Origin of the sequence: Paenibacillus illinoisensis NBRC 15959, from assembly GCF_004000925.1 — a bacterium.
GTDB lineage: Bacteria > Bacillota > Bacilli > Paenibacillales > Paenibacillaceae > Paenibacillus > Paenibacillus illinoisensis.
On record NZ_BIME01000012.1, the window covers coordinates 1 to 17346 of the forward strand.

Genomic DNA, 17346 nt, shown 5'->3' on the forward strand with positions numbered 1-17346 from the left:
TTTTATGATTACGCGGGTGTAGTTCAATGGTAGAACTTTAGCCTTCCAAGCTAATAGCGTGGGTTCGATTCCCATCACCCGCTTATATGATTTTAAGAGCAGTCTCTACATGATGTAGAGGCTGTTTTTTTCTATACAGCAACGTTTAGGGAAATATATAAAAAAACGTAAAAAGAAGCCAAGGCCTCCATGTGTAGGAGGTCTTGACTTCTTGTACTATGCTCTGTGCATTACTTAATACATCCAACGAGACAGCCTTAAAGGGCTTCTAAACACTTTAGTTGCGTTTAGGGACCTTCGGATAGCTATTAACGTTCGTGACGGTCAGAAACTTTTCTACGCATACCTGCTAAGCCAAGAAGTCCGAGCAAACCAAGCCAGCCCCAGTCCATATCATTGTCTCGGTCAGTTGCAGCATTTGCACGAACATTGTTCGTACGGTAGTCACCCGTGTTGTAGTTTGTGCTGTTCATTTGTGTACCACGGTTTTGATCCATACCTTGGGTTGCAGAACCATTCGCCGCGGCAGGACCAGCCAATGCTGCCACTAGAAGTGTAGAAGCAATAAGTGTAGATACCTTTTTCTTCATCAGATGTCGCCTCCTTTTTGTTTGAACTATATCTAATCTGCCTTTTACTAAATGAAATTATGTAATTGTTCTTACGTTAAAATATCCCTCTGGCATAAGTGTTCATGCTACATAAAAAAGCCACTCATATTAGTTAGCCATGAATTCGATTTACCCTCAAACCTTTGGAAACCTGAATGAACTTTAATGAAGAATCATTTAAAACAGCTTAAAGAAACTATTTTGATCATTGAAACGCATTGAAGCACATAATCTGGCATCAATTCTGGCTTGGTTACATCACAAATCATCTTCGCTTAAAGCCTCTAACTTGTCGTTTCCATAAGGGGAGGTAGCAAATGATAATAATTTTTAAATTGATACTTTAATTTATTACATCACTGTGGTAAAGTATACAAAAGCTTGCTTTGCCGGTCATGTTTTTGCCTGGAGATTGAACTGCTAAAATCATGGAAATGATATTGTACTCTTCTGTTTGAGTAAATTTAACGCTGCTGTATATTTATAAATTAAAACGAATATGTATAAGATATTTGTTTATATATAGCATGTGAAAAAGGTATCATGCGACAAGCTTTTGCTCATTAAATGAAGCAAATTAAGAAAATGAATAATAAAGTGCGTTTTTGTGCGGAAAATCGGGGATAATCCCCTTTTTTACTAATAGAAAAATAAAGATTTTCGTACCATTTTATTGTATGATGTTATGAAGGTGTCAAATTTACGTGTACGAATGTGAACGATCAGATGGGAGGATAAGCATGACTGAAACTATGGTAACCGCCAGCAAAAGCCAATCTAACAACCTGCTCCGGCGAGACGTGCGGTTCCTGGGCAATATACTCGGAGAAGTTCTTGTCCATCAAGGGGGCACGGAGCTTCTCGATATCGTTGAGAAAATTCGGGAAACGAGCAAATCGTTGCGTGCAGAATTTTTGCCTGAACTGTATACAGAGTTCAAAACGATGATCCAGGAATTAGATTCTGAAAATCGTCACCAGGTCATTCGAGCTTTTGCAATTTATTTTCAATTAGTTAATATTGCTGAACAAAACCATCGGATTCGGCGTAAACGGGATTATGAACGATCTGCAGGGGATGCAGTACAGCCTGGTTCGATCGAGAAGGCCGTACAGGATCTGAAGGAACGCGGATTGTCTCATACCAAAGTAGAGCAGATTCTGGACGAATTGTCGCTGGAACTGGTTATGACAGCTCACCCAACCGAGGCTATGCGCCGGGTTATTCTGGATATCCACAAACGGATATCTGAAGATGTCATGCTGCTTGATAATCCTACGCTGACGTTGCGTGAACGTGAACAATTGCGGGAAAAGCTGCTGAACGAAGTTATTACACTCTGGCAAACAGATGAACTTCGCGACCGCAAACCGACTGTACTCGATGAAGTACGGAACGGGATGTATTATTTTCACGAAACGTTGTTCCACGTACTTCCGGATGTATATCAGGAGCTTGAACGCTGTCTGAATAAATTTTATCCTGACCACGACTGGCATGTGCCGACGTATTTGCGCTTCGGTTCCTGGATCGGTGGAGACCGGGACGGAAATCCTTCGGTAACTTCAGATGTAACGTGGCAGACGCTGTTAATGCAGCGCAAGCTCGCTTTGCGTGAATATCAGCGGATTATGATTGAGCTCATGGGGCATCTCAGCTTCAGTACGAACATCATCCACGTGTCGGATGAACTGGCTCAATCCATTGAGCAAGACCGCAGCTGTGTCACTTTGAAAAAAGTAGACATTTGGCGCAATGAGAAAGAACCTTATCGGATCAAACTGGCATACATGATTGCCAAAATGAATAATGTACTTGATGAAAATAAAGTCGGACAGCCGGACCGTTATGACAGTGCTCAGGAATTGATCGATGATCTGATGGTTATTGACCGCAGCCTGCGCCATCATTTTGCAGATTATGTAGCGGATACGACGGTTCGCAAAATGATTCGCCAAGTGGAGCTTTTCGGATTCCACACCGCTGCGCTGGATGTACGTCAGCATAGTCAGGAACATGAGAATGCGATGGCCGAAATTTTGGCCAAGATGAACATTGTTGAAGATTATGCCCGTCTGACGGAGGACGGTAAAATTGATTTGCTGGCTCGCCTGCTCGAGGATCCACGTCCATTGACTTCTCCATATCACCAGTACAGTGAGGGAACAAAAGAATGTCTTGATGTATTCCGTACAATCAAACGTGCACAGAGCGAGTTTGGTACAGGATGTATTACAAGTTACCTGATCAGTATGACGCAGGGAGCAAGTGATCTGCTGGAAGTCATGGTATTTGCCAAGGAAGTAGGATTGTTCCGTAAAGGGCAGGGTGGAGAGATTATTTCGACACTTCAGGCTGTGCCGCTGTTTGAAACTATCGATGACCTTCATGCAGCTTCTGACATCATGCAAAAGCTCTTCAATCTTCCGGTATATCGCGCAAGCGTAGCTGCCCGGAATGAGCTGCATGAAATCATGCTTGGTTATTCAGACAGCAACAAGGATGGCGGAGTGGTAACGGCTAACTGGGAGCTTAGGGTAGCCATGAACGCCATTACCGCTGTAGGTAATAAGCATGGCGTCAAGCTGAAGTTCTTCCATGGTCGTGGCGGTGCATTGGGACGTGGAGGCATGCCGCTTAACCGCAGTATTCTTGCACAACCACCTCATACCATTGGTGGGGGAATCAAGATTACGGAGCAGGGCGAAGTCATCTCATCCCGCTATTCCCTTCAAGGTATTGCTTACCGCAGTCTGGAACAAGCGACATCGGCATTGCTCACGGCTGCACTGAACGGAATGGAGCCGCAAGAATCAGTCTCTGAACAACACTGGGATAGCATCATTAAGGATATTTCCGAGGTATCTCTCACGAAGTATCAAGACTTGATCTTCCGTGATCCGGACTTCTTCAACTTCTTCAAGGAATCAACACCGCTGCCTGAGGTCGGAGAGCTCAACATTGGTTCAAGACCATCCAAACGGAAAAACAGTGATAAATTTGAAGACCTGAGAGCAATCCCATGGGTATTTGCCTGGACTCAAAGCCGCTATCTTCTCCCTGCATGGTATGCAGCTGGAACAGGATTGCAAAGCTATTATCAGAATAAAGAGGAAAATTTGGCTGTTCTCAAAAACATGTATGCCAACTTCCCATTCTTCCGTACACTTATTGATACGGTACAGATGGCTATTGCTAAGGCAGATCTTGTAATTGCCAAAGAATATTCTGCGATGGCCTCCAACAAGGAAGCGCGTGATCGTATCTATGGTCAGATTGAGTCTGAATTCAAGCTGACAAAAGAGCTGATTCTGAAAATTACCGGAGAAGCAGAAATTTTGGATGATGTACCGGTAATCCAGGAATCTATTCGTTTGCGTAATCCTTACGTTGATCCATTGTCCTATATGCAGGTGCAGCTGCTTAGCGAGCTTAGAGACATGCGTGAGCGTGGGGAAGATGATACCGAGTTGCTGCGTGAAGTGCTGCTGACCATTAACGGTATTGCTGCAGGACTCCGCAATACAGGCTGATGCAAAAGCTGACCTAAATGATTAATGTAGTGAACATTTAATGAAGTTAAATAATAAAATGAACGGTTCTCTCCTCAGTCTTGAGTGAGGGATGAAACGGGACTCCAGTAGGAGTTCCCGTTTTTACTGTTTTTGGTGGATATTTTCCGGCACAGTCTTGATTTTTGACCAAAGTTGATTTACGATTTGATTGGTGAATTACAAGTGTGGACGGGTATCAGAAGGCGGAAGACCCATCAGCATGTCTGGGGGAATAAAGGTGGACAATTTGGAGAACAGGCTGGTTAAGCTGGTCCTAAAGGGTGATCAGCGGGCCTTTGCAGAAATCGTAGAACTATACAAGGACAAGTTATTTCATTTGGCATACCGGATGCTGAACAATCGTCATGAAGCTGAAGACGTTGTACAGGAGACGTTTTTGCGTGTGTTTCGCAACATGGAGAAATATGATCCGAACCAGAAGTTTTCAACCTGGATTTACCGGATTGCAACCAACTTGTGTATCGACCGTTTACGGAGGAAGAAACCATCTTACTCTTTGGATGCCGAGTTGAATGATCAGGAAGGATCCGATGGTTATGCCATGCTTCCGAGTGATGATCGTACACCAGAGAGCGAAGCACTATTGTCAGAAACACAGACGCTCATTCGTGAGGCTATTGACAGTCTGCCGGCCAAGTATAAGTCCGTCATGATTTTGAGATATTTACAGGACTTGTCGCTGCAGGAAATCAGTGATGTCACAGGCATGCCCGTAACAACGATCAAAACACGTGTGCACAGGGGCCGTGACTTTTTGCGTAAAAAACTGGAATATAAGCTGTAAATCGATTTCAATTTTTTTAGGCAAAATTATTTGAAACATATCTGAAACGGATGCGTATGTAATGTATGCAAGTCTTATGCGTGGTATTTGAAGATGCATGGACTAAGTGATCTAAGAAAGGATTGGCTCTCATATGGATTGCAACTCGGCCGTCTCTTTAATGCATGAATGTTTGGATGAGTCGTTGTCCCCGGCCCAGAAGGTAGAACTGAAAGGTCACCTTGTTACCTGTCCGGAGTGTCGCATGCGCTTTAAAGAGTTGGAACAGACGGAAATGCTGCTCTTTGCCATGAAACATTATTCACCGTCTGCCTCGGATGAGCTGACCAATCGTATTATGAATGCTCTGCCCCAGCCCAAGAGACAACAGGTATGGCTCAAATGGGTCAAAGGACATCCCGCGCTGACGGCGGCAGCCTTCTTTTTGGTCGTGATGCTCTTTAGCGCTTGGAGCTTCTGGGATCAGAATAACGAAATGGTCGTTAAGGGGAATAATCTGGACCAGATCGTCATTGAAGGAAACACGGTAATTGTTCCTCAAGGCAAGTCAATTGCGGGCGATCTTACGATAGAGAATGGTACCGCCCAGGTATATGGTGATGTAGATGGCAATCTGACGGTGATCGACGGACAACTGTATCAAGCTTCGACGGCGCATATTTCCGGTCAGGTGAAAAGCATTGATCAGGCGCTGGACTGGTTCTGGTACAAAATAACCAATATGGTGAATGAAGTGGCTTACCGCTAGCACAGGGTGAATTCTTCAATGGTATATACCAAGCAGGGTACCTCCAGTTTGCATGGGGTACTCTTTTTTTATTGGCGACATTGTAATTTATGGTATTTGTGTTGTTTCTGCGCAGTTTGTGACTGCCGTAACTTGCAACCTGAACGTTATCGTTATAACCTAGATACTAAAGAGAACATACTACTACATATAGATAAGCATTTTGCATCTATCCAAAGACCGTCTTTCAAGCGGCAAGATATAGAATGAAATGGTTATATTCGTCTATACATTGTTGTACGGGGGAACACTCTTCCCCTCCAACTTATACGGCCGGAAGCTTGTCTGTGTCGGATGTGCAAAAGCTAAGACCAGGGATTATATAAAATCCTAATGGGTTAATATGAGATCAGGGTTTACTCATCAATGGGGATAGCGGGGGCTAGCTTATGAACTATTTTGCTGACTTAACGTGGAAAGAGTCCATTAAGGACGTTATCGATATATTGATTGTTACCTATATTATGTACAAACTGATTTTGCTTGTACGGGGTACACGTGCTGTGCAGCTGCTTAAGGGTATTCTGTTCCTTGTGGTGATCTGGGCACTAAGCACGTGGCTAAACCTGTATACGCTCAAATGGCTCATGAACCAGATGTTTACATTTGGTGTGGTTGCCGTCTTTATTATATTTCAACCGGAACTGCGCCGTGGTCTGGAGCAACTGGGACGTGGTAAATTGTTTGGACGCTCCACAGCAGCCAGCGATGAAGAATTAACGGTGTTAATTGGCGAGATTATTAAGTCTGTGAATTATTTGTCTCGTCGTAAAATTGGTGCGCTTGTTGTCTTCGAACGGGAAACGGGTTTGAACGATTACACGGAATCTGGGATTCAGATGCAATCGTTGGTTAGCTCGGAGCTGATGATCAATATCTTTATTCCAAATACACCGCTCCACGACGGGGCTGTTATTATCCAAGGCAAACAGATCTCTGCAGCGGCATGTTATTTGCCTTTATCCGAGAATCCGTTTATTAGCAAGGAACTTGGAACACGGCACCGTGCCGCAATTGGTATTACGGAGGTAGCCGATGCGATCTGTCTGGTTGTCTCGGAGGAGACTGGACAAGTATCGCTGGCGATGAATGGACAGGTCGTTCGTGACATTAAGGAAGAGTCGCTGATTGCCAAGTTATATGAAGAGCTTCGTCCAACATCCAATCTAAACAAAAAGAATAACTGGACTTCTTTCTGGAAACGGAAGGGGGGAACGAAGTAATGGATAAATGGTTCAACAATAATAACTTTGCCAAGGTCCTTGCGCTTGCAGTCAGTTTGCTGCTCTGGTTTATGATTCATCTGGATGAAGTACCTACCACGCCAACGATTGCTACCGGAACAACCAACAAGGTGGTAGAGCGTACCGTACCTGTTCAGCCTTATGGCCTTGACAGCAACTCGTACGTGCTCACTTCATTAAGTACGGATGAGGTACGGCTGGAGATCAAAGGACAGCGTTCCATGTTAACTTCCATATTTACAAATGATGATTATAAGGTACTCGTTGACCTGAGCCAGGTCAAAGATGGCTCCAATACGCTGCCGCTTGTTCCCGATCTGCCTTCTGGCGTCGAGGTGGTTAGCATGGAGCCTTCCATGGTTACAGTCAATGTTGAAAAATTGGGCACCAAATCCTTCAATGTGAATATTGTACCCGAAGGAGATCCATCCGCTGGTTACAGCCTTGGGACGCCTGTCGTTGAGCCAACAGGCCCGGTTAAGGTGACTCTGCCGGAAGGGCAGTTGGACGCTGTAGCGAAGGTACAGGGCAGTGTGAGTGTGAAGGATGCAAAGGATGATGTAACGCAGAAAAGGGTGAAACTGCAGGCATATGATGCAGAAGGCAAAGTACTTGAGAATGCAGTCATTACGCCACAGACCGTTGAAGTTCGCATTCCGGTTAATCAGCCCTATAAATCAGTACCCTTAAGAATCAAATATTCAGGACAGCTGCCGGAGGGATTGGTACTGTCCAGTGTGGAACCAAACGTGAAAGAAGTCTCGGTTTACGGTACGGATGAGGCGCTTGCGGGTATACAGGCCTACGACCAAGTTACCTTGGATCTCACACAATTTGAAGAGGCAGGTACATCGACAGTTAACGTGGACTTGACGCGGCCTCCGGGTTTTGAGAAAATCGAGCCTAGTTCGATTCAGATCAAGGTTACTGTGTCACCTTATGACGAGACAGAGGAGACAACGAAGGTCTTTCCCAATGTTCCCATAACCCTTACGGGTGTGGGGAACGGTTTGGAAGCTGCACTGGTCACGCCAAAGAGCGGCGGTGTAAATCTTACACTGAAGGGTTCTCCGAGTATGCTTGAAGGTCTGAGCGGCGAGGATATCAAGCTGACGGCAGATCTTCAGGGACTTGCCGCCGGGACACATGAAGTGAAGCTGGATGCTGAATTGCCCCGATTTGCTGAGCTGGATGGTACCTTTACTCCATTGAGCGCTACAGTCAAGATCAGTGAAAAAGCAGAGGATACGACGGTTCCCCCAAGTGAAGAGCCCACGGATGAAGGCAATGCCGGACCGGAGCCTTCGCCTGCAGAAGTGGAGAACGGAGAAACGGATCCTGCGCCTGATGAAGGGGAAACGACAGAATCGAATACGGATAATCAGGAGCAGCAAACCCAGCAAGGTAATGCAACGAATAAAGGGAACTCGGGTAACAGCAGTGGTAGCGGCGGCACCAATGGCTCAAATCCGTAATGGTTCAGATTGATTTGATAAAATAAATATTTGATGCTCTTATATGATGCGAATAAAAGGAGTTAGATCATGGGGAAATATTTTGGTACAGACGGTGTAAGAGGTGTTGCCAATAAAGAACTAACGGCGGAGCTGGCTTACAGCATCGGTCGATGTGGCGGTTACGTGCTTGCTGGCGGTGTAGAGAGACCCAAAGTGGTTATCGGGATGGATACCCGGATCTCGGGACTGATGCTGGAATCTGCGCTGGTTGCAGGTCTATTGTCCATTGGTGCAGATGTCATCCGTCTGGGCGTTGTATCCACTCCGGGAGTGGCCTATATTACTCGTTTGCTTAAAGCCGACGCAGGAGTCATGATTTCGGCTTCCCATAATCCGGTAGAAGATAACGGAATCAAGTTTTTTGGCGGGGACGGTTTCAAATTGTCTGACGAGACGGAGAACCGGATCGAAGAACTGATGGATGCTGAAACGGATCAATTGCCACGTCCTGTTGGCGGCGGATTGGGTACCGTAACGGTAGATGAGCAATCGCGTTACAGTTATCTCGAATACCTGAAAACAACCGTAACCGAGTCGTTCTCTGGACTTAAAATTGTACTCGATTGTGCCAATGGAGCAGCTTATGAGCTGGCACCTAAACTGTTTACAGAGCTTGGGGCGGAAGTCATTGCGATTGGTGCTGAGCCCAATGGCCTGAATATCAATGAGCAATGTGGTTCCACACACCCGGAGCATCTGAAACAAGAAGTGCTTAAACATAAAGCGGATCTGGGTCTTGCTTTTGATGGAGATGCGGATCGTCTGATTGCTATTGATGAAACGGGCGCAGAGGTCGATGGAGACTTCATCCTGTGCATCTGTGGTGATGCGATGAATCGTGCGGGCAAGCTAAAAGACAGCACAGTGGTATCCACCGTCATGAGTAATATCGGATTTTATAAAGCGACGGAGAAGCTTGCACTGAAAACAGCTAAAACGGCTGTGGGCGACCGCTATGTGATGGAGGAGATGCGCCGCGGTGGGTATAATCTGGGTGGTGAGCAGTCCGGCCATGTTATTTTCCTGGATTACAATACAACCGGGGATGGCATGCTGACAGCTATTCAACTCGTGGATACCCTCAAGGCATCGGGCAAGAAGCTGAGTGATCTGAAATCACTAATGACTCAGTACCCACAGGTTCTGGTCAACGTCCGTGTGGAAGACAAGAGCAAATACGAAGGTAATGCTGCAATCGAGCAGGCTATTGCTACTGTAGAACAACAGCTTGGTGATAATGGACGTGTTCTTGTTCGTGCGTCTGGTACAGAATCTCTGATTCGTGTTATGGCGGAAGGACCAGATAAAGGTGAACTGGAGCAGTTTGTATCACAGATCGCAGACGTGGTGCAAAAGGAACTGGTTTAACACCTTAGATATACATTTTGTGTACACATTCCCACTGTGGGATTGCCATCATAGAATGGTATAATAAAGGGTATATGCTTGAAGCAAGAACAAAAATCCCGCGTCCCGACTGGCAAGGCCTAAGGTCTGATAATCCGGTCGGGATTGTGGGTAAATATGCTGATTTGGTCACAGGTACTTTGCTCCATTGCAAAATGAACCTGACGTGCATATAATGAGTGGAGTCGTCATTCAGACACAGAAAGTGAGGATCGTAAGGTATTAGTTACACAAGCGCCAGAGCTTGAAGTTGCGCGGGAAGGATTCTGAAGCGGTATGGATCTTGGAACTCGAGATTCACTGATCAGGATCGACGGCAATCAAGCTGACGAGGTGGAGGTGTTCGGATTGTTCGGCGGGGACCTCCCGGTGATGCACCATAGCCGTAAACCGGATTGCGGAAAATGGATGGGTGACTGTCCACACAACGCGCCGGTAGGTGCAATAGTAAACTAAAATTCAAATGAATGTGCGCGAAGAGCAAAATAGGTGCGCGGACGGAAAAATGATGTACATTCATGATTGCATTCATAACATCTTATGATGACTGAAGAGCGGCAAGAGGCCGGTCTGATCATTGATAATTGAATAGGTAACAGGTATTCATGATACATTTAGGCAATCATTCATTTTTTCGATATGCCGCGACAGCCTGTTTCTCTTCGTGACACAGTATTCATATACAAACGGAGGAACTAAACTATGTGCGGTATTGTTGGATATATTGGTAATAAGAACACTCAATCGGTATTGGTCGAAGGATTGAAAAAGCTCGAGTATCGTGGTTATGATTCTGCAGGTATCGCGGTATTCACACCGGAAGGTCTGCAAATCACGAAAGCTCTCGGTCGTCTTGCGAACCTTGAAGCCAAGCTGGATGGTGCTCCACTGGTAGGTAATGCCGGAATCGGACACACACGTTGGGCAACTCATGGTAAACCATCGGATGAGAACTCCCATCCACACACTGATGGAAGCCAGAAATTCTCTGTGGTTCACAACGGTATCATTGAGAACTATCTCGAACTGAAGGATGAACTGATCGCTCAAGGTCATACGTTCACTTCCGAGACAGATACTGAAGTTATCTCTCACCTGATTGCACGTGAATACAATGGTGATATCGTTAAAACAGTGCAAAAAGTGATCACGTTGTTGCGTGGTGCATTCGCACTGGGTGTATTGACAGAGCATGAGCCGGAGAAACTCGTAGCTGTGCGTCAAGCAAGTCCATTGATTATTGGTATTGGTGAAGGCGAGAACTTCATTGGTTCCGACATCCCGGCAATTCTGGAACATACACGTAACGTGTACATTCTGAATGATGGTGAAATGGCTGTATTGACACATGATGCTGTCGAATTGATGACGATTGAAGGCAACTTTATTTCTCGGGAAATGATTCGTGTCGATTGGGATGCTGTAACTGCAGAAAAAGGCGGATTCGAGCACTTCATGTTGAAAGAAATTCATGAGCAACCAAAAGCATACCGTGATACCATGCTGGGTCGCATCGATAATGAAAGCAAAAAGGTTCAGCTTCCTGAGTTGAAAATGACTGAAGAACAAATTAAAAATATTCGTAACGTTCAAATCATTGCATGTGGTACTGCGTACCATGCAGGTCTCGTTGGACGTACAGTAATTGAGCAATTGGTACGTATTCCGGTTGAAACGGATGTTGCTTCCGAGTACCGCTATCGTTCCCCAATCGTGGGCAAAGATACACTCGTTATCGTTGTAAGCCAATCTGGTGAAACTGCGGATACGCTTGCTGCACTGCGCGAAGCACAATCCAATGGTGCACATGTACTGGCCATTACTAACGTAGTGGGCAGCTCCATTGCACGTGATGCAGACGATGTGATTGCAACACTGGCAGGACCGGAAATCGCGGTTGCTTCCACCAAAGCATATACATCACAGTTGATCGCTTTTAACTTGCTTGGTCTGTACCTTGCACAAGTGCGCGGTACACAAACAGCCGAAGAGATTGCACATACCCTGGCAGCAATGCAGGCATTGCCAGAGCAAGTGGAGTCCATGCTGGAGCAAGCGGATGCGATCAAAGGATACGCAGAGCAAATCTCCAAACATCAACATCTCTTCTTCATCGGCCGCGGTCTCGATTATGCGGTAGCTCAAGAAGGATCGTTGAAACTGAAAGAGATCTCTTACATCCACTCTGAGGCATACGCTGCAGGTGAGTTGAAACACGGTACACTGGCATTGATCGAAGACGGTATTCCTGTTATTGCCTTGGCAACACAAGAGAACGTACTCGAGAAAACAGTGAGCAACATCAAGGAAGTAAAAGCACGTGGCGCGGATGTACTGGCAATTACGTACGAAGAGCACGTAGCAAGCTTGCTGAAATCCGTAGACCAAGCGTTTGCGATTCCTAAGACACTGCCACTGCTCAGCCCGGCGTTGTCCGTAGTTGCATTGCAACTGCTGGCATACTACGCTTCCCTGGCACTGGGTCACGATGTGGATAAACCACGTAACCTGGCGAAAAGCGTAACGGTTGAGTAAGAGGTAAATCGTTCGTTTCGATAATGGATAAGAGTAGTGAATGGTATTCATGAAATCCTAAACTAATGTAATAGTTAGTAAAAAAGATGATATGACTTGGTCATATCATCTTTTTTTGTTATCCAGTATACTGAACATAAGTTTTTTCATCATCCGATCAATTTAAATAAACATATTCCAAGATGAAAGAGGTAAAATGATGGCGACTTGTGCAGATGTGTTGATTGTGATCGATCTACAAAATGGCGTATGTTACAGTGGTGAGAATTATTTATATGAGTTGCCGAATTTACTCGATAGAGTCAATCGGAGAATTGCTATTTATAGAGAATTAGATAAACCTATCATTTTTGTTCAGCACGGTGATGAAGAATTAGTGCCTGGAGAGGAACCATGGGCTATTCATTCCGATCTGGATGTTCAAGAGCAAGACGTTTTTGTGCGGAAAATACATGCGAATTCATTTTATAACACAAACCTGAAAAGCCTTCTTGACCAATTCACTGTAAACCGTATCGAGTTTTGCGGAGCGCAAACCGAATATTGTATGGATGCAACGATTAAATTCGCTCATGGGCTGGGATACGAAAACTACATGATACGTAATGCAACCTCTACTTTAGATAATCGATGGATGTCTGCAAAAGAGACCATTTCCTTTTATGAACACATATGGGGAGATAGATTTTTGAATTGGATAGATGATGAATTGTAGATGTCAATTTGAGAATCATAGAAAAACGCCCCATATATAATCACTACGTGAGCATTGATCAGCCGAGTTTAAAAGATCTGTATTCGTTAATGACATTAATCTAAGTAATTGTAATGTAGTAAAGGGTCCTGATGGCAATCAATACTGTCATAGGACCCTTTTTGTTATCCAACAATAAGCCGTTTTTCTCTGTTTGAATATCAGTGCATGCTGTTTAAGTCTTTAAGGTTTGGCAGGTCAGTTAAAGCTCCTAATATAGCTTAGAGACAAACGTACTATCTTACGGAGGCCATCCTGCTGTCACTCCTGAACAGCTTTTGATTATGCCCAAGTGGTAATCGTATCAACCGGGAGGCGATAGGAAGGATGTCCATTTTTGACAGCTTTGCCTATGGAAATCAGCATCACGGGTTGGAAACGTTCTTTGTCCAGGCCAAAGACTTCGGCAATTCGGTCTTTATCATAACCGGCCATGGGATTGGTATCATATCCGTGGGCACGGGCAACGAGCATGAGCTGCATACTAATAAGGCCTGAGTCAATGAGATTCATGTCACGCAGCTCGGATGGACTCATGTTGGCATAATAAGGCTTTGCCTGCTGCATCTGCATTTCCTTGATGTCCTGCGGCATGTATCCCAATTCCACTGATTTACTGAAAATCTCGTCCATATACGCTATGTTCTCGGCATCGTAAAATACAGCAATAACTGCTGATGAGGTAAGAACCTGTGTTTGGTTGAAAGAGGCCAGTGGAGCAAGCTTCTCTTTTCCTTCAGCACTGTCGATAACAAGGAAACGCCAGGGTTGCATGTTAATGGCAGAGGGGGCCCGGGAAGCCTTCGCCAATATCTCACTCAATTCCTCACGGCTGATTTTCACCTCGGGGTTGTAGACTTTAACGGAACGACGTTCCAGGACGATGCTATCAAAATCATTTGTTCTGTTAGATTGGCCAGTGGTTGTATCCATGTCGTTATCTCTCCTCGATCATATTTGCGTGATTGGATTCAGGCTTTCATCCGACTCACTATGAGGAGTGTAAACTATGAAGTATACTTTATAGCAAGAGCACGAAGAGGGGGATCCATATTGAAAATTAGTGAAGTAGCAAAACAAGTAAACCTTCCTATATCAACGATCCGTTACTATGAAAAGATAGGTATTATCACGGATGAGCATGTTCTGAGAGACCAGAATAACTACCGGGTATATGATTCAGGCATCGTACAGCATCTGGATGTGGTTAAGCAAAGCTTGGCTGTTGGCTTTACGATTCAGGATATTCAATCCATGATCTCCAAAGCTGGATTTTCACGAAATGAACAGAGAAGCATTCTTCAGGATAAGATATCCGAAATTGAAGAAGTACAGATGAAGCTGGAACACGCTAAACAAAATCTGTACGACATCCTTGAGACGGATATTACTTGTGAGGATGGATTCGGAAAGCATTAGATCACTTCAAATCAAACATGCTCCAGTAAATCCAGATAATATTGTCTCAGCGCTTCCTTCAAGCTGGCTGGCTTCATGATCTGAATGGTTTTGCCATAGCCCGAAAGATAACGAATGATAAATTCAAGCTCATGAGGTTCATACGAACCAACAAGATAGGTCTGTTCCGCATACACTTCGAGTTTCATGGATGGAAAGTGTTCCTGCTGAAATAGCTCCATTCCCGCATCATTGATGCGGCATTGAAAGGGGATGGCTTGTTCTGATGGCTTCCAGAGCGAATGGGCATCCTGGAGCGAAAGCTCCTTGATATGATCCAAGGGCTCGATATCCGTTAGTTGGGGTGATGATATTCGGTCACATCGGAATACGCGGTAGGCTTGCTTGTGCAGGTCATATGCCTGGCAATACCAATAGCCTCTCATCGCATAGAGGGCAATGGGCTGGATGGTGCGGACATTGGAGCTGGTTACGTTTGAAGACGAGCTCTTGGTATGTCTGCTCGTGCGAACATTTTGATAAACAATCTGTATCACTGTATTCTGTACGGCGGACATCAATAGAAACTCCAGGTTCTCACTATCCTTAATTTGCTCCGTATGTTTGAACGAAACCCGATGCTGTATGTTCTGGATTTCCAGACGCTGCTTATCGGATAACGCGTTTATGAATTTCTCATGAATCGAACGGAAGGTAGCCTGAAAGGGCAGGTTAGAGAAACTCCGAAGGGCCTGTATGGCAAAATAAAGGGCATGAAGCTCTCCCGTGTTAAACGATATGGGGGGCAGCTGCATCTGTTGAAGCAGACGATACCCGCCGTACCTCCCGTACTCGGCATAGATGGGTGCACCGAGTTCTTCCAATGAGGCGATATCTCTTAACGCGGTTCGTTTGGAGATCTGAAACTCCTGCATGAGATCCTGCAGGGTAAACTGCTGTTTTTGATTGATAAAGCGCAGCATCTGGTTCATGCGTTCTGATTTTTTCATCATAAAGAAACCTTTCAATGGTGCCATGTATTGGCACCTTTTGTTGTTATGATGATAAGTGTAATCCAATCGAACCAAGGAGGCAAACGATAATGAATTTTGAAGTGATCCCATTTTTGTCGATGAACGGGGATGCGGCAGCAGCCATAGCATTTTATGAGAAGGTTTTGGGGGCCAAAGTGCTTTTTAAGAAAAGTTATAAAGAGATGAAGGAAATGAACCCGGGCTTCGATTACCCTGCTGGCCAAGATGAGTATATTACACATTCGGTGCTGGAGATTGGGGTAAACAAGATCATGATTGCAGAGGAGGCAATGGATCCGGAGAGACCTTGGCAGCTCGGAAACAGTACATCGCTATGTATTCAATCCAAGGATAAAAGTACGATGGATCATCTGTATACCTCTCTTGTACAACATGAGGACGTGAAAGTGCTCGTGCCTTACGAACAAAATGAATTTAGCCCAGGTTATGGGATTGTGCGTGATCCGTTCGGCATTGCGATTCAGCTCTGTGTGACCGTGCACGATTTCTAACATAAAATCAAGGACGGGGGTGCTCGCCGAGTTCGATAGAGTATCATCAAAAGCAACAAAAAAAGAAGAACCATTGGCAACCATACCAGTGTGTTCTTCTTTCTTTGTTTTCCCGAAGAGGAATGTTCCGGCAATCTAAAGATGGCCTGATCATCGCGGAATACAAGAGCCTATCCTTCTTTTTACTCATTTACTTTGTAACTGTGACGCCCTGAGCTTCATCATTTTTTTCACTGAAAATCAAAGCTAGTGCAGCGAGCATCAAAACGAGAGAGACAGCCCGCTGCCAGGAAAACTCAATGAGCTCACTGCCGAACAGCCCCGTTGCATCGATAATAAAACCAGCAACAATCTGACCTACGATTGCCGTAAGGTTGGCAGGTGTTACCCCGAGTGTATTCACAGCAAAAGTTGATAGGAACAGATATCCAAAGCCCATGAACACGGCAGAGAGCTGCAATTTGGGTGCATGAAGCAAGTCGAGCAGGTGCCCACTGCCAAAAAAGTTAATCAGCACGGCGAGAATCAGTGTACCTGATGCAAAAGTGAAAAACACGGTCTCCAGCAGGCCGATATTACGGCTAATGGTGCCATTAATGGAGGACTGTGCACTAAGCACTGCTCCACCGATCAAAGTAACGATAACAATTAATAAACCTATGCCCATGGTGATCCTCCTTAGAATAAAGTTAGCGCCAGCGCGCCCAGCATCAATACCAAGGCGGCAATTCGTTTGCTCCCAACCGGTTTGCGGTTGCTCCCCAGCCATCCGTAATGATCAATCAGAATGCTGGTCACCATCTGTCCGACAACAATGGCAATCATGGAGATCCCTACGCCCACAATTGGAACACCAATGACCAAGGTCAGCAGGTAGATCACCCCGAGCAAACCACCAAGGAGGTTCCATTTTGGAAACTTGGTGATGGCAGAGAGATTTCCTTTGCCGAAAAAAATCAACAAAATCAGTGAGATGATCGCACCCATGAAGAAATTATAAAAATCAGCTTCCAGTGTGCCGACTTGTTCCCCAAGTTTGCCGTACAGTGCTCCCTCAAAACTTAGAAGAGCTCCTGTCGCAATGGCGATAATATAAAAAATCAGCTTTTTCAATTGATTTCGACTCCTTGAAATGTGATTAATTTGCAGTTGCATGACCCATCATAAGAAATTGGAGAGGCGAAGACA

At 45.1% G+C, this 17346-nt stretch carries 15 protein-coding genes and 1 tRNA gene; 11 read left to right on the top strand and 5 right to left on the bottom strand.

The window, feature by feature from the left end; genetic code table 11:
• Positions 1 to 12: 12 nt before the first annotated feature.
• Positions 13 to 83, top strand: a tRNA-Gly gene (locus tag PIL01S_RS23705).
• A gap of 225 nt (positions 84 to 308) precedes the next feature.
• Here the strand turns inward: PIL01S_RS23705 and PIL01S_RS23710 are convergent.
• Positions 309 to 590: a WGxxGxxG family protein gene (locus PIL01S_RS23710; RefSeq protein ID WP_095361674.1), complete on the bottom strand. Its 282-nt coding sequence runs from the start codon at positions 588 to 590 to the stop codon at positions 309 to 311.
• A 761-nt stretch (positions 591 to 1351) separates the two neighbouring features.
• On the opposite strand from PIL01S_RS23710, the gene ppc reads away from it, so the two are divergent.
• The 8 genes from ppc to PIL01S_RS23750 all read left to right on the top strand — a co-directional run bounded on the left by ppc (position 1352) and on the right by PIL01S_RS23750 (position 13175).
• Positions 1352 to 4144, top strand: coding sequence for a phosphoenolpyruvate carboxylase (ppc, locus tag PIL01S_RS23715; RefSeq protein WP_127539698.1), 2793 nt, complete (start codon positions 1352 to 1354; stop codon positions 4142 to 4144).
• A 259-nt stretch (positions 4145 to 4403) separates the two neighbouring features.
• Positions 4404 to 4970 carry an RNA polymerase sigma factor SigW gene (gene sigW, locus PIL01S_RS23720; RefSeq protein ID WP_017692117.1) on the top strand — a complete coding sequence of 189 codons (567 nt, stop codon included), beginning with the start codon at positions 4404 to 4406 and terminating at the stop codon, positions 4968 to 4970.
• Positions 4971 to 5103: 133 nt separating this feature from the next.
• Positions 5104 to 5718 carry a zf-HC2 domain-containing protein gene (locus PIL01S_RS23725; protein WP_095361676.1) on the top strand — a complete coding sequence of 205 codons (615 nt, stop codon included), beginning with the start codon at positions 5104 to 5106 and terminating at the stop codon, positions 5716 to 5718.
• A 428-nt stretch (positions 5719 to 6146) separates the two neighbouring features.
• Positions 6147 to 6980 carry a diadenylate cyclase CdaA gene (gene cdaA, locus PIL01S_RS23730; protein ID WP_095292238.1) on the top strand — a complete coding sequence of 278 codons (834 nt, stop codon included), beginning with the start codon at positions 6147 to 6149 and terminating at the stop codon, positions 6978 to 6980.
• Positions 6980 to 8476: a CdaR family protein gene (locus PIL01S_RS23735; protein WP_127539699.1), complete on the top strand. Its 1497-nt coding sequence runs from the start codon at positions 6980 to 6982 to the stop codon at positions 8474 to 8476. Before cdaA ends, PIL01S_RS23735 begins: the two co-directional genes overlap by 1 nt.
• 69 nt (positions 8477 to 8545) lie before the next feature.
• Positions 8546 to 9886, top strand: coding sequence for a phosphoglucosamine mutase (gene glmM / locus PIL01S_RS23740; protein WP_127539700.1), 1341 nt, complete (start codon positions 8546 to 8548; stop codon positions 9884 to 9886).
• Between the two features lie 741 nt (positions 9887 to 10627).
• Complete coding sequence (gene glmS, locus PIL01S_RS23745; protein WP_127539701.1) at positions 10628 to 12460, top strand: glutamine--fructose-6-phosphate transaminase (isomerizing); 1833 nt, start codon at positions 10628 to 10630, stop codon at positions 12458 to 12460.
• 199 nt (positions 12461 to 12659) lie between these two features.
• Entirely contained in the window at positions 12660 to 13175 is a 516-nt protein-coding gene (locus PIL01S_RS23750; RefSeq protein WP_127539702.1) for a cysteine hydrolase family protein, read from the top strand.
• Between the two features lie 321 nt (positions 13176 to 13496).
• Here the strand turns inward: PIL01S_RS23750 and PIL01S_RS23755 are convergent, their stop codons facing one another.
• Positions 13497 to 14147, bottom strand: coding sequence for a nitroreductase family protein (locus PIL01S_RS23755; RefSeq protein ID WP_127539703.1), 651 nt, complete (start codon positions 14145 to 14147; stop codon positions 13497 to 13499).
• 120 nt (positions 14148 to 14267) lie between these two features.
• Between PIL01S_RS23755 and PIL01S_RS23760 the strand changes: the two genes are divergently transcribed.
• Positions 14268 to 14633, top strand: coding sequence for a MerR family transcriptional regulator (locus PIL01S_RS23760; RefSeq protein WP_246058538.1), 366 nt, complete (start codon positions 14268 to 14270; stop codon positions 14631 to 14633).
• Between the two features lie 11 nt (positions 14634 to 14644).
• Here the strand turns inward: PIL01S_RS23760 and PIL01S_RS23765 are convergent, their stop codons facing one another.
• Entirely contained in the window at positions 14645 to 15622 is a 978-nt protein-coding gene (locus PIL01S_RS23765; protein WP_127539918.1) for a helix-turn-helix transcriptional regulator, read from the bottom strand.
• A 92-nt stretch (positions 15623 to 15714) separates the two neighbouring features.
• On the opposite strand from PIL01S_RS23765, the gene PIL01S_RS23770 reads away from it, so the two are divergent.
• Positions 15715 to 16158 (top strand): VOC family protein, encoded by a 444-nt coding sequence (locus PIL01S_RS23770; RefSeq protein WP_127539705.1) that lies wholly within the window; start codon positions 15715 to 15717, stop codon positions 16156 to 16158.
• A gap of 190 nt (positions 16159 to 16348) precedes the next feature.
• On the opposite strand, the gene PIL01S_RS23775 is transcribed toward PIL01S_RS23770, so the two are convergent.
• Together PIL01S_RS23775 and PIL01S_RS23780 are read right to left on the bottom strand one after the other, a co-directional pair.
• Entirely contained in the window at positions 16349 to 16825 is a 477-nt protein-coding gene (locus PIL01S_RS23775; RefSeq protein WP_307721004.1) for a DMT family transporter, read from the bottom strand.
• Positions 16826 to 16836: 11 nt separating this feature from the next.
• Positions 16837 to 17271, bottom strand: a complete 435-nt coding sequence (locus PIL01S_RS23780) for a DMT family transporter (RefSeq protein ID WP_227779964.1) — start codon at positions 17269 to 17271, stop codon at positions 16837 to 16839.
• Between the last annotated feature and the right edge of the window lie 75 nt (positions 17272 to 17346).